This window comes from Brevibacterium sp. UMB1308A (assembly GCF_030230605.1).
In the GTDB taxonomy this organism is placed as follows: domain Bacteria; phylum Actinomycetota; class Actinomycetes; order Actinomycetales; family Brevibacteriaceae; genus Brevibacterium.
This window is the reverse complement of sequence record NZ_JASPDO010000006.1, coordinates 1-12,364: the sequence shown is the minus strand read 5'-3', so window position 1 is coordinate 12,364 and position 12,364 is coordinate 1. Positions and strand designations below refer to the sequence as shown.

The 12,364-nt window shown below is 59.1% G+C and carries 14 protein-coding genes and 1 pseudogene; 6 read left to right on the top strand and 9 right to left on the bottom strand.

All coding sequences use genetic code 11. The features are described from left to right. Positions 1 to 15: 15 nt before the first annotated feature. Positions 16 to 855: a PHP domain-containing protein gene (locus tag QP868_RS04430; RefSeq protein ID WP_284925410.1), complete on the bottom strand. Its 840-nt coding sequence runs from the start codon at positions 853 to 855 to the stop codon at positions 16 to 18. A gap of 78 nt (positions 856 to 933) precedes the next feature. Here QP868_RS04430 and QP868_RS04425 point away from each other — a divergent pair, with 78 nt between their 5' ends. Both QP868_RS04425 and QP868_RS04420 read left to right on the top strand, forming a co-directional pair. Further along, positions 934 to 2,457, top strand: a complete 1,524-nt coding sequence (locus QP868_RS04425) for an aminopeptidase P family protein (protein ID WP_284925409.1) — start codon at positions 934 to 936, stop codon at positions 2,455 to 2,457. Further along, positions 2,441 to 3,496 (top strand): P1 family peptidase, encoded by a 1,056-nt coding sequence (locus QP868_RS04420; protein ID WP_284925408.1) that lies wholly within the window; start codon positions 2,441 to 2,443, stop codon positions 3,494 to 3,496. The genes QP868_RS04425 and QP868_RS04420 overlap by 17 nt, the downstream gene beginning before the upstream one ends. Here the strand turns inward: QP868_RS04420 and QP868_RS04415 are convergent. Further along, entirely contained in the window at positions 3,493 to 3,954 is a 462-nt protein-coding gene (locus QP868_RS04415; protein ID WP_284925407.1) for a YflT domain-containing protein, read from the bottom strand. The genes QP868_RS04420 and QP868_RS04415 overlap by 4 nt on opposite strands. Positions 3,955 to 4,052: 98 nt before the next feature. On the opposite strand from QP868_RS04415, the gene QP868_RS04410 reads away from it, so the two are divergent. After that, positions 4,053 to 5,150, top strand: coding sequence for an Mrp/NBP35 family ATP-binding protein (locus QP868_RS04410; protein ID WP_284925406.1), 1,098 nt, complete (start codon positions 4,053 to 4,055; stop codon positions 5,148 to 5,150). On the opposite strand, the gene QP868_RS04405 is transcribed toward QP868_RS04410, so the two are convergent. Further along, positions 5,147 to 5,548 (bottom strand): twin-arginine translocase TatA/TatE family subunit, encoded by a 402-nt coding sequence (locus QP868_RS04405; protein WP_350309967.1) that lies wholly within the window; start codon positions 5,546 to 5,548, stop codon positions 5,147 to 5,149. The genes QP868_RS04410 and QP868_RS04405 overlap by 4 nt on opposite strands. 53 nt (positions 5,549 to 5,601) lie before the next feature. On the opposite strand from QP868_RS04405, the gene QP868_RS04400 reads away from it, so the two are divergent. Beyond that, positions 5,602 to 6,234: an O-methyltransferase gene (locus QP868_RS04400; protein ID WP_284925404.1), complete on the top strand. Its 633-nt coding sequence runs from the start codon at positions 5,602 to 5,604 to the stop codon at positions 6,232 to 6,234. Positions 6,235 to 6,341: 107 nt separating this feature from the next. Here the strand turns inward: QP868_RS04400 and QP868_RS04395 are convergent, their stop codons facing one another. From QP868_RS04395 to dapE, 5 genes are all read right to left on the bottom strand, one after another. Further along, on the bottom strand, positions 6,342 to 6,512 hold the full coding sequence (locus QP868_RS04395; RefSeq protein WP_239271796.1) for a DUF3117 domain-containing protein: 171 nt from the start codon (positions 6,510 to 6,512) through the stop codon (positions 6,342 to 6,344). Between the two features lie 84 nt (positions 6,513 to 6,596). After that, positions 6,597 to 7,763: a hypothetical protein gene (locus QP868_RS04390; protein WP_284925403.1), complete on the bottom strand. Its 1,167-nt coding sequence runs from the start codon at positions 7,761 to 7,763 to the stop codon at positions 6,597 to 6,599. After that, positions 7,760 to 8,158: a hypothetical protein gene (locus QP868_RS04385; protein WP_284925402.1), complete on the bottom strand. Its 399-nt coding sequence runs from the start codon at positions 8,156 to 8,158 to the stop codon at positions 7,760 to 7,762. Before QP868_RS04385 ends, QP868_RS04390 begins: the two co-directional genes overlap by 4 nt. A gap of 2 nt (positions 8,159 to 8,160) precedes the next feature. Continuing rightward, positions 8,161 to 8,907, bottom strand: coding sequence for an LOG family protein (locus QP868_RS04380; RefSeq protein WP_284925401.1), 747 nt, complete (start codon positions 8,905 to 8,907; stop codon positions 8,161 to 8,163). Beyond that, entirely contained in the window at positions 8,904 to 9,995 is a 1,092-nt protein-coding gene (gene dapE, locus QP868_RS04375; protein WP_284925400.1) for a succinyl-diaminopimelate desuccinylase, read from the bottom strand. Before dapE ends, QP868_RS04380 begins: the two co-directional genes overlap by 4 nt. A 51-nt stretch (positions 9,996 to 10,046) precedes the next feature. Between dapE and dapD the strand changes: the two genes are divergently transcribed. After that, positions 10,047 to 10,979 carry a 2,3,4,5-tetrahydropyridine-2,6-dicarboxylate N-succinyltransferase gene (dapD, locus tag QP868_RS04370; RefSeq protein ID WP_284925399.1) on the top strand — a complete coding sequence of 311 codons (933 nt, stop codon included), beginning with the start codon at positions 10,047 to 10,049 and terminating at the stop codon, positions 10,977 to 10,979. Here dapD and QP868_RS04365 read toward each other — a convergent pair. Further along, entirely contained in the window at positions 10,896 to 11,408 is a 513-nt protein-coding gene (locus QP868_RS04365) for a hypothetical protein (protein ID WP_284925398.1), read from the bottom strand. The genes dapD and QP868_RS04365 overlap by 84 nt on opposite strands. 598 nt (positions 11,409 to 12,006) lie before the next feature. Here QP868_RS04365 and QP868_RS04360 point away from each other — a divergent pair. After that, positions 12,007 to 12,364: pseudogene (locus QP868_RS04360) on the top strand (HNH endonuclease signature motif containing protein); the annotation flags it as partial.

Here is a 12,364-nt window from a genome sequence, read left to right as displayed (position 1 = left end):
GCGCAAGCGCTTCTTTTACACCACCAGATCTACACCGTGCGCACGTTCAAGGATGCGCTCAAGCATGTGTGGACTGGTGGTGTTTTCAGCTAACTGGTTGGGTTTCCCTGCCCCGTGGTAGTCACTCGAACCGGTGATGATGAGTCCGTATTCCTGTGCGAGTTCGCGAAGCTTCTGACGTTCAGCTAGCGGGTTGTCACGGTGATCGATTTCGAGTCCGTCGAGGCCAGCTTCGATGATGGTGCGCATGCCGGCATCAGTGACGACCTGCCCGCGCGAACTGGCCGCCGGGTGCGCGAACACTGCCACACCCCCTGCTTCATGGATCATGTCGATGGCTTCAATGGGCGAAATGACCGGCATGGAAACGTAGTAGGGGCTGTCGCGGTGAAGGAGTGTGGCAAAGGCTTCTGAGCGATCACGCGTAATCCCCTGGTGGACCAAGGCGTCAGCAATGTGCGGACGGCCAACGGTTGCGCCTTCTCCCACGTGCTCACATACGTGTTCCCAGGCGATAGGGAAATCTGCGCTGAGCAGGTCAACAATCTTGCGTGTTCTGGTGACTCTGGCTTTGCGGATCTCTTCCGTCTGATCTGTCAGGCGAGCGCCGTCAGGGTTGTGCAGATAGCTGAGCATGTGCACGCTCACACCTTGAAAACGGCACGACACTTCCATGCCACGGACCAGCTGAACGCCGTGGATGCGCGCTGCCTGCACCGCTTCGCTCCATCCAGCGACCGTGTCGTGGTCGGTAAGCCCCAGCGTCGTCACCCCTGCATCAGACGCTTGTGCGAGCAGCTCCTCAGGTGTCTGGGTGCCGTCAGAGAACGCTGAGTGAGTGTGCAGATCGATCATGCTCAAAGTCTAGTGCCCACGTGTGGACACTTATATGGTCTTCGTGCCTCATATGGGCTTAGTGCATAGACTGGCCGTATGACAAAAGATACCGCTTCTTCGACCGCATCTAACGACCAGCCTTTGTCAGACCGCGTCAACAACCGTTCGCGCAGGCCAGCAACCAAGGCGTTCCGCGAATTTGTTGCAAGCGGGTGGGACCGCACACCTGTTCCAGCTCAACCCATGGAAGTTGCCCCCTACGCGCTGCAACGCCGCGAAGCCTTGTCTCGGGCCTTCCCCGGGGAACGCCTGGTCATCCCGGCGGGTGGGTTGAAAGTCCGTTCCAACGACACCGACTACCGGTTCCGTGCGCACTCAGCGTTCGTCCACATGACCGGTCTGGAAATGGACTCAGAACCAGATTCCGTCCTGGTTTTTGAACCTACAGAAGACGGCCACGACGTCACCTTCTACTTCCGTCCCCGCGCTGGTGCGGACACCGAGGAATACTTTTCAGACTCCCGCTACGGCGAGTTCTGGGTAGGTCCACGTGAGGACCTTGAAACTATGGCAACCAAAACCGGAATTGCGTGTGACAACATCGCGGTTGCTTCCGACGCGTTCACCAAAGATCTGGGGTCCATCTCAGTGCGTGTTGTCCGTGGCGCAGACACCACTATCGATGCGCAGATCGACCAGGCCAGGGCGCAGGTGGGTGCCGACTCTGATGTGTCCACAGTCGGTGACGACGAACTCGCCCAGACGCTTTCAGAAATGCGCCTGATCAAGGACGATTTCGAGATCGGCCAGATTCGCCACGCGGTTGATGTCACCCGCGCCGGGTTTGATCACGTTGTGCAGTCCCTCCCCCGCGCCATTGAGCACGCACGCGGTGAACGCGTCATCGAAACGGCATTTGAACTGGCTGCCCGTACCGACGGCAACGGGGTCGGCTATGACACGATCGCAGCGTCCGGAAACCACGCGTGTACGCTTCACTGGATTAAGAACACAGGTCAGGTGCGTGACGGCGACCTGGTGCTGGTAGACGCGGGTGCTGAAGTGGACACACTCTACACGGCCGACATCACTCGCACACTCCCAGCTAACGGAACGTTCACAGAGGTCCAGGCGAAGATCTATGACGCTGTCCTCGAGGCCTGCGAGGCTGCGTTCGCCAAGGCTGGCGAGCACGTCCAGCGCCCGGTAAAGTTCTCCGAGGTCCACGACGCTGCCATGCACGTGATTGCCCACAAGCTCGAAGAGTTTGGGGTGCTCCCGGTTTCGGCCGAGGAAGCTTTGAGTCCAGAAGGGCAGCAACACCGCCGGTGGATGGTGCACGGAACCAGCCACCACTTAGGCTTGGATGTGCACGACTGCGCCCAGGCACGCGCTGAGATGTACACCGACGCGCACCTGGAGCCAGGCATGGTGTTCACGATTGAACCGGGCTTGTACTTTAAGGACGAGGACCTGCTGATCCCTGAAGAGTTCCGTGGGATTGGTGTGCGCATTGAGGACGACATTCTGGTAACCGAAGACGGTGTTGAAAACCTGTCAGCGAACTTCCCACGCACACGTGCTGAAATCGAGGAGTGGATCCGTGGCGCTCGCGGCTGACTTTTCGCTCAGCCTGCCCGCTGGCGTGCGGATGGGGTGCGCCGAGGTTCCTGGGGGTCTGTCAGGCACCACGGTGCTGTTGCTACCTCCCGGGTCCACTGTGGGGGTTGATTCCCGAGGCGGTGGCCCGGCCACGCACGAAACGAATATTTTGGCGCCCGGCACCTTGGGTTATGGGGCTGACGCCGTGGTTCTCACCGGAGGTTCTGCCTTAGGACTCAGTGCGGCCCGAGGTGTCCAGGACGCGCTTGCGACATCCTCGATTGGTTGCGAGCCCCTCCCCGGGATCCGCGTGCCTATCGTTCCCGCGGCTGCTGTTTTCGACCTCGGCCGAGGTGCCTCCCAGGCCCCCGACGCGGACACGGGCGCGGCAGCCACGCTGGCAGCGCACAACAGTGACGGGGCGTGCCGGGGTTCTGTGGGTGCTGGTTTGGGTGCGTGGTCTGGCCGCGGGTTCGCCCGAGGCGGCACAGGCGTTGCGTCCGTGTCCACCTCTGATGGGTGGCGAGTGACAGCTGTTGTGACGGCCAATCCGATGGGGTCGATTTTTGATGCCCGTGGCCGGTTGCACGCTGCAGGTATCCTTGCGGAGTATGACATTGAGGTGCCTGCCGTACCCGTGGCGGTACTGAATGAACAGGTTGAGCGTGCCCGCGCGCTCAGCGCTTCAGCTACGAACACTACGATTGCGTGTCTGCTCACGGATGCGCCGTTAACGGACGCGCAGATCACCCGCGTGGCGGCCAGTGCACACGCAGGTTTGTCACGGGCGATCTACCCGTCGCACACACTGTTTGACGGCGACACGGTGTTCGCTGCGTCTGTTCCAGCCACTGACGCAGACGCTTCGAAACTCAACGATTACACGTCACCGGCGCTCACGTATGTGGGTGCCGCGGCGGCCGATGCGATGAGTTTGGCGTGCATTGACGCGGTTCTGAGTGCACAAGCGCAAGAGGATTGGGGCCCGTTGGCTATTCCTGCGGTGCGTCAGTTCGCACCGGAAACGGTGTCCGCGTGGGAGTCGGCCAGAAGTTAGCGTTTGCTCAGCAGGGCTCGCGCTTCGTTTGCCTGCATGGGGTTGCACAGCAGTTGAAACTCGTTTGCAATCACCTGCGGGCGGGCGATGACTTTGTTTTTGCGTCCCATGATTGCGCGGGTGACAATTCCCCACAGCATTCCCAGTCCTACACCAATGATGACGCCTGGCAGCAGGCCACCTGAGCTGAGGGTTTCTTCGCCTGAAAAGAAAGACATGAGCAAACCGAACAGAAGACCCAGCCACGCGCCTGTCAGAGCACCTCGGCCGGCTGCTTGTGCCCATGACGTGATCCCCATAACCGTCTCTACGATGCGGACGTCGGATCCCACAATCGACAGCGCGCGCACGTTAAAACCGTTCTCAGCGAGATACGAGATCGTAGCCTGGGCTTCTTCACGACTACGATAAGTGCCTAAAATTTCGCCCGTGGGCATCACGTTACGTTGCATGCTCATACTCCCATTATGGTGGTTCTGCCCCGCAGATTAAATCACCCGACTGAGGCCAGCCGCAGTCAGACGGTAGAGTGAAAAAGACCTATGAGGAGGTTGTAGTGGTTGACCGCGACGCGGTAATGAAGGCTCTGAGCACCGTCATTGACCCTGAACTTCGCGTGGATATTGTCACGCTGGGAATGGTGGACACCGTCAAAGTAGACTCCGGTCACGTTGAGGTGACTGTTCTACTCACCATTGCGGGTTGTCCGCTCAAAGACACCATTACTCGCGACACTGAACAGGCGGTTTCGGCCGTCGATGGAGTCACCGAAGTGACAGTCCACTTAGGTACCATGACACCCGAACAGCGGGCCGAACTGCGCAATAAGCTCAAACGTTCCAACCCGTTTAAGGACAGCCTGACCCGCATTTACGCCGTTGCTTCTGGAAAAGGTGGCGTGGGCAAGTCGTCAGTGACCACTAACTTGGCTGCAGCAATGGCCAAACAGGGCCTCAAAGTGGGAGTCATCGACGCTGACATTTACGGGTTCTCGATTCCGGGCATGTTCGGTATCACTGGGCAGCCCACCCGGGTTGACGACATGATCCTGCCACGTGTGGCCCACGGCGTGAAGGTCATGAGTATCGGTATGTTCATTGGAACCAACCAGGCGATTGTGTGGCGTGGGCCCATGTTGCACCGCGCGCTTGAACAGTTCCTCACCGATGTTCACTGGGGCGATTTGGACGTGCTGTTTCTGGACCTGCCACCAGGGACCGGGGACATTGCGATCTCGGTAGCCCAGCTGCTCCCCCAGTCTGAACTGCTGGTGGTCACCACGCCTCAACACGCGGCAGCCCAGGTGGCGCAACGCGCGGGCTCAATCGCAGTGCAGACGTCCCAAAAAGTAGCAGGCGTGATTGAAAACATGTCGCACATGACCATGCCCGACGGTTCCACCCTCGACGTGTTTGGCTCCGGAGGTGGCGACGACGTCGCGCAAAACCTCACGGACACCCTGGATTACTCGGTGCGCGTTTTGGGTCAGGTTCCCCTAGACCCGCCGGTTCGGATAGGTGGTGACGACGGAACCCCCGCGGTGATTGCGCACCCGGAGTCCGTGGCCTCTACTGTGTTCAGTGACATGGCGCATGAGCTGTCCCACCGCTCCCGAGGTCTTTCCGGCCGCTCCTTGGGCGTCACCCCGTCTTAAGTGGCTTCAGAATCGAAGGGGGCCGGTTTGGAACGGTCACGTTTCTTGGCCTGTTCCATGTAGCGTTCAATGGGACTCACCGTGACTGCTGTTTGGGTGGCCGCTTGACTCTGATGTCCCTGCTGAATCTGTTGGGCATGTTGGCCGTCTTCTTCGGCTAGTGCCTCGCGGACAATGCGCCGGGGGTCGTACTGGCGTGGATCGAGCTTCTGCCAATCAAGGTCGAATTCGTCGCCAAAGTCTTCGCGGACTGCACGGCGCGCGTCCAGGGCTTTCCGGCGAAAGGTTTTAACGAATTCGCCTAACTTTTTTGCGTACTCTGGCATCCGCGATGGCCCTATGACTATCAGGGCCAAGACGATCAGAATGATCATCTCTGTTCCGTTGATGCCAAACATGCCGTCCATTCTATCTACCGTTAGACTTAACCGGAAAAGAACAGGAGGGATGCGTGCGCAATCTGCCAGCCGCTGCACAGTTTGCGGACCGTTTTCACCACAGTGACGCAGTGATTGACGCGGCACGTTCGCTCGCTTCCGAATTCCACTGCGCCCCGCTGGGAGCCACGTCCACCCACGTTCTGTCGATGCTGACACGGCTAGCCCGACCCACCTCGGCGATTGAAGTGGGAACGGGGACGGGAGTTTCAGCGGTCACTATTCTTTCTGCAATGCCGCCCAGCGGGGTTCTCACCACGATCGACACTGACCCGCAGCGGCAAGCAGTGGTGCCCGAACTTTTTGACGTGGCAGGCATTTCGCGACACCGCGCCCGCATGATCACCGGCCAATCCCAAAACGTTTTGTCACGACTGGCTGAGAACTCTTATGACCTGGTGTTTTTAGACACCGAGCCGCTCAATCACCTCGAAATCTTCCCCATGGCGTTAAGCAAACTCCGCGCAGGTGGGTTGATCGTGGTGAACAACGCGATGGCAGCCGGTGCGGTCGCCAACCCGGCAGACCGCTCAGCGACCACCTCGGCGACCCGCAGGATGCTCACCTACGTATCCGAGGTGCCCAACACCGAGCGTGTCCTGTTACCTGTAGACGCTGGACTGTTGGCGCTCATCCGTGCGGACTGAGCGGTGTAAGCCGGGGCGCTGGGACAGTAGGGGTAAACGGGGCGCTTCCAGGGCACAAAAAATCCCGCGGAGAACCGCGGGAAATTCTGCCCGTACAAGCCTGACGGTTACTGCCCGAGAGCTTCATTCAAGGTTTGAGCCAGATCCTGTGCTTCTTCCTGACTGACCTCAATGACCAAGCGTCCGCCACCTTCAATGGGGAGACGTAGAACCAGGCCACGGCCTTCTTTCGTCACTTCGAGGGGACCGTCACCGGTGCGTGGCTTCTGAGCTGCCATGAAGAATCCTTTCAATCACGAATTGTGCTTCTAATTATCCACTATCGCGCGAGGTTGTGCATACACAATGTCATGAACGCAGGTTTATGGTGGCGAACCGGGTGAGGCGCCCAAGCTCCACAGCGACGTCACCCACCAGATCTGTAAGAGCGCCGACGCCACTACAACAACCCACCGCAGAGTCCACGACGCTGGGCGCGCAATCACCAGTGCCAACGGAAACAGCGGGAGCAGAAGCCTAAAAGTTGAGGTCTGTGGCGTGAAAAAAAGCAAGAGGTACACGGAGTAGCCCAGGACGAACTGGCGGTTGACGTGGCCCATCGCTTTTCCGGGGGCAGTAAACAGGATCACTGCTCCTACGGCCAGGAGCGCTAGGAACACGACGATGCCCAGTGGCCCGGCCATGCGGTCTGCCCGGTCGATCCACTGGATGAACACATCAGAGTGCCCGGTCCATGCAGATTCCGTTGATGTGTACGCATCAAACTGGCCGGTCTTCCACCACGCAAACGCAGGGTGCAGTAGGGCCGCAACACAGCTGAGAATGCCTAGCGTCCACGAGGTGATGACTTCACGCTTGGGGTACGGTTCCGGGCCCAGCCAGCGCCACAGCAAGTGGATCAGCATGAAGAATGAAAAGCCCACACCGATGGGGCGGGTGATGTCCATGAGGACAACTACGGGGATGGCGAGCAGATAGCGGCGCTGGGCGATGAGCAGCAGAGCAAGGGCAAGGAAAAGGATGGCCATGGCTTCCGCATAGCCTGCCATGAGGGTCGCGGTCGCCGGGAACACCAGGAAGAACGCGAGCCCGGTGAGAGCTTGGGCAGGGTCAGCGAACTTCCTGAACAGGTAGAGAATCACTACGGATGCCGCGCCCGTGCACACCACCGAGGTGATAACAGCCAGGGTCTGAAAGTCCAGTCCCGTTGCCGAGCTCAGAGCGCCCACTAACCACGGGTACAACGGATAAAAGGCCCACGCGTTTTGGGCTACGGAGCCATCTTCCCTCAGAGGCAATGGGGCCGGATACCCTTCGGTCCAGATCCGTTCATACCAGCCTGCGTCCCAAAAGTTGAGGTACTCAATGAGGCTTGGGCCGCCTGGGCCGTTCCACGGGGTTTCGCCTTGGTGGCCCGCAGCACTGGCCACGATCATGAGCGTAAGCAACCGCGACAAGACATAAACGACAAGCGCCTGGGCCCACACAGGCGACCGCATCAGGCGGGTGGCCACAGCGTCACGTGTCACTTGTCACGTGCCGAATTCTTCACACGAGCCGAGGTGGCATCGGCAACCTGTGCCGCCTCGGGGGAACTTTCTGCCGACTCTGACGAGTCCTTTGCCACCTCGGGGGAACCTTCCTTCGGATCCCCTTGCTCACCCGGAGCGCTGGTTTCCCCCGGCTCCCCCGACGCACCTTCCAACTCGCGAATACGGTCGTGGAGCCGAGTGACGTACGTGTCCACATCATTGCGGCTGTACCCGAACATCGCAGGGGCGAAACGAGGATTCTCGTCCGTGATGTCCAGTTCAGATAGCTGATCAGGATTCTGAGTCATGGGCGAGTCGAACAGACCCATTGAGCCCGCGACAGCTACGGCTAGCACGGCAAGAGCGGCGATGATTCCCAGAAGTATCCACATGATTAGTTCACCTTTGAGTGCGGGCCGAGCCCACGCGTGACGGCGGCAACCGCTTCTTCAGCAGTGTCCACCAGCGTCACATAGTCAAGGTCGTTCGGTGAGATCGTCTGGTGAGCCAAAAGCTGTTCGCGGATCCATTCAAGAAGACCCGACCAGTACGATCGGCCCACGAGCACAATAGGAAACGCCATCATCTTCTTGGTCTGCACCATGGTGAGGGCCTCAAACAGTTCGTCGAGGGTCCCAAACCCGCCGGGAAGCACCACAAAACCATGCGAGTACTTCAAGAACACGGTTTTGCGGACGAAGAAGTACCGGAAATTCATTCCGATCTCTACGTATTGGTTCATGCCCTGCTCGAACGGCAACTCGATACCCAAACCAACAGAGGTGCCACCCACCTCGGCGGCCCCACGGTTACCCGCCTCCATGAGCCCCGGGCCACCGCCCGTGATGACGGCGTACCCGGCCTCCGCAATTCCGGCGGCCACGTCGCGTGCGCACTGATACTCCGGCGTGCCTTCACGCAGACGAGCCGAGCCAAACAGCGAAATGGCCGGGCCCAGCTCCGCCAGAGAACTAAAACCTTCGACGAACTCCGCTTGGATGCGCAGCACGCGCCATGGGTCCTCGTGAAGCCATGACACCTCGGACTGCGGAGCTAAAAGTCGCTGATCCGTTGTAGTGGTTGGGACGTGGCGGCCCTTGAAGTACATGGGCCCCTTGCGGTAGACATTCTGGTCGGTCATGCATCAGCCTCAAGAAATGCGTGAAGTTTTTCAACTGCCGTGATGATATCGGAAACGGGCACCTGCTCATCGGCGCGGTGGGCATACAGCGGGTCGCCTGGGCCGTAGTTGACCGCGGGAATGCCCAGTTCTGAGAAGCGCGCAACATCGGTCCAGCCCAGCTTGGGTTTGGGCTCCTGCCCGACGGTCTTCACGAACTCGGTGGCCATGTCTTGGTCCAGGCCGGGACGAGCGCCCGGTGACACGTCTGTGACGGTGACGTCGTAGTCGGCGAAGAAGTCGCGCAGGAACTGTTCAGCTTCGTCCACGGACTTCGATGGGGCGAAGCGGTAGTTGACGGTGAGGACGCATTCGTCAGGGATCACGTTGGTTGCGACACCGCCGGTGATCCCAACGGCCGAAAGGGATTCGCGGTAGTCCAGCCCGTCAACGGTGATGGTGGGGGCTTCGAAGTCAGCAAGTTTGGCCAGTGCAGGGGCGATTTTGTGGATCGCGTTGACTCCCACGAAAGCGCGTGCTGAGTGGGCGCGCACGCCTTGTGCGCGCACCTCTACTCGGATGGTTCCGTTGCAGCCACCTTCGATTCCTGCGTTTGAAGGTTCGCCCAGAATGGCGAAGTCGCCGAGGAGCCATTCGGGGTGGTTGCGCGCCACGCGCCCCAGGCCGTTGAGTGAGGCGTCGACTTCTTCGTGGTCATAAAACACCCAGGTCACGTCGTATGCGGGTTGGCGTAGCGCGGCGGCTACGCACAACTGCATGGCGACTCCGGACTTCATGTCGCAGGCTCCGCGTCCGTAGATGGTGTCGTCGCTTTGGGTGGAGGGGACGTTGTTCTCGATGGGGACGGTGTCTAGGTGGCCTGCGATGACGATGCGTTGCCCGCGGTTTTGGTGGGTGCGAGCAACGATGGTGTCTCCGTCACGCAGGAGTTCCAGTTCAACGCCTGTGTCGCTGATGTGTTCGACAGCCGCGTAAACAGAGTCGGCGATTGGTTTTTCGTTGCCCGACACGGATTCGATGTCAATGAGTTCGCGCGTCAGGCCTACTGGGTCTGCCAAATGTGGGATGAGCCGTGAAACATCAGTCATGTTTGTTAAGCCTACCTGCCTGACTTTCGCGTGGCCGTTAAGGTTGGTGTTATGAGTTCGTATATTTCTGCCACAGGTGTGGCGACCAAGTATCAGGACACGACGCTTGCTGTGTGGTACCCGGCTCCCGTGCTTGAAGACACGGAAGAAAAAGCCCAAAGTGCCGCAGAGGTTGCCGTTCAAGATTTGGACTTGAGTCCTTTGACTGGAACAGACCCCGTCCGAGGTGTGTCTTCCGAGATCGTGACCGTCACCGTTGCGGTGGATGAGGCTCCGCAGGGCGCCGAGGACGCGTACGTGCGTCTGCACGCGCTGTCGCACCGGCTGGTTCGCCCTAATGAGGTGAATGTGGATGGCATTTTCGGGCAGTTGGAGAACGTTGTGTGGACGTCCCGAGGTGCCTGCTCGCCTGAGAATTTCGAGGCCACCCGGGTGCGTTTGCAGGCAAATGGGCCGGTAGCGGTGTACGGGATCGACAAGTTCCCGCGCATGACCGACTTTGTAGTGCCGTCTGGTGTGCGCATCGCCGATGCTGACCGTGTGCGGATGGGCGCGTACCTCTCCCCCGGAACGACTGTCATGCACGAAGGTTTCATCAACTTCAACGCGGGCACCTTGGGTGCTGCGATGGTTGAGGGGCGTATTTCGCAGGGCGTCGTCGTGGGCGATGGTTCAGACATTGGTGGTGGAGCCTCGATTATGGGCACCCTGTCTGGTGGCGGTAAGTCCAAGATCACAATTGGTGAGAAGTGCCTTTTGGGCGCCAACGCAGGTATTGGAATCTCGCTTGGCGACAACTGCGTTGTTGAAGCCGGCCTGTACGTGACTGCAGGTACCCGCGTCACTCTGGAGGACGGAACCGTCGTAAAGGCGTCGGAGCTGTCTGGTCAGAGCGATATGCTACTGCGCCGAAACTCCGAGTCCGGTGTCGTCGAGGCCCTTCCTCGCACCTCGGGCGTTTCTCTCAACCCTGACCTGCACTAAGAGGAACACAGTCGCGGCCAGCTGGAGGATACTCGCGCATACCAGCGCGAAGTACCCTGTAGCTGGCCGTGTTGTTTCCGTGCCACCGATTGGTCTGCCGTCCGGTGCTTGGCCGTCCCACATCAGAACGCCTGAGGTCACCACATCTGCCAAAGTCAGTGTTCCTATTAGCAAGAGCAGAGCGCTTGTTGCAGCGAGAATGGCTGGGGTAAGCGGTTTTTTGTAAATGAGCGCTACGAGGGTCCCGCTGGCAGGGAGCACAAAGAGGACGATAAGGATCAGGACCGTAAGCGCGTTGATGTCGTCAAGCAGACGCAGTGGGGTGCCTATTGGCCCGGTCCATGTTGTCAGATGAAACGTGCACGCAATGATTCCGGCTGCGATGGATACGATCAGACAGCCAATTCCGATCCACTTGAATGTTTTCATTTTCGTTTGTGCTCCACTTCGTTAAGAGTTCGTTGTTTTTACGCTCTCACTTCTGGAGTGTCAGAAGGTGTTAAGTGTGTGCTTGTTTAGCCACACGGGTTCGGTCACGCTATGTGCGGAGGGCGGGTTGCCGTGTTATTTCATTGCCAGATTGCAGGATTCCTGTTCGCAGGGGGCTTCTGTGCTTGGCATATCTTTCATGACCAAAGGGCGCCAAGCGAGCGATACGGCGCGTTATATTGCGCAGTTTTGTTCGCTTTGCGCCGTTTCGTCTGGTTGGGGCTGTTTCTTGTCCGGGCGCCCAGCTTGCCTAGCCGCTAAGCGCAATCTCGCGCCAGTGAAGTGACGCTGCCGAGGTTGTTCTGGCGTGCGAAGTAAAGCGTTGTTGCCTTCACACCTTCAAAACCTCTGTTGGTGTCCGTTTGCAGGCGTCCGCGTCTCCTCTTATTCAGCACTGTTACCTCCGTTCTGAAAGCCCCGTTCGGATGTGTGTGCGACTGAACGCTCGTTCGAACACAAATAGAAACAAAACGACTGAAACTCTTGACCCGCCAATCGAACGCAAATAGAATAGAAGAAATCAAGGAGGTGAACCCACATGACCACAACACACGCGGATACGCGCAACGACATGCACGACGGCCCGGCTGCTGAACTATTCGAAACAGTCAAAAACACCACACGGATGATGGACGAAGCGAGTGTGAAACAAGCCGAAGCCGTAGCTGCTGTGATTAGCGCCCACATCACCCCAGTAGATGAGTTCACTCATGGTTTACACGCAGTGTTTACCTCTAATCCCGGGGCTGGCCCACTCGTCACAGGCGGAGCAACAAACGAGGCCGCGGGAGTAAGTTCAAGTGCAGCCCCGACCGCTTTTGGGTCTGTGGGTGTGGATGATGTGGTGGCGTGTGTGGTGTTGCCTACGGGTGAGGTGGCCACAGTGGCCAGTGTCG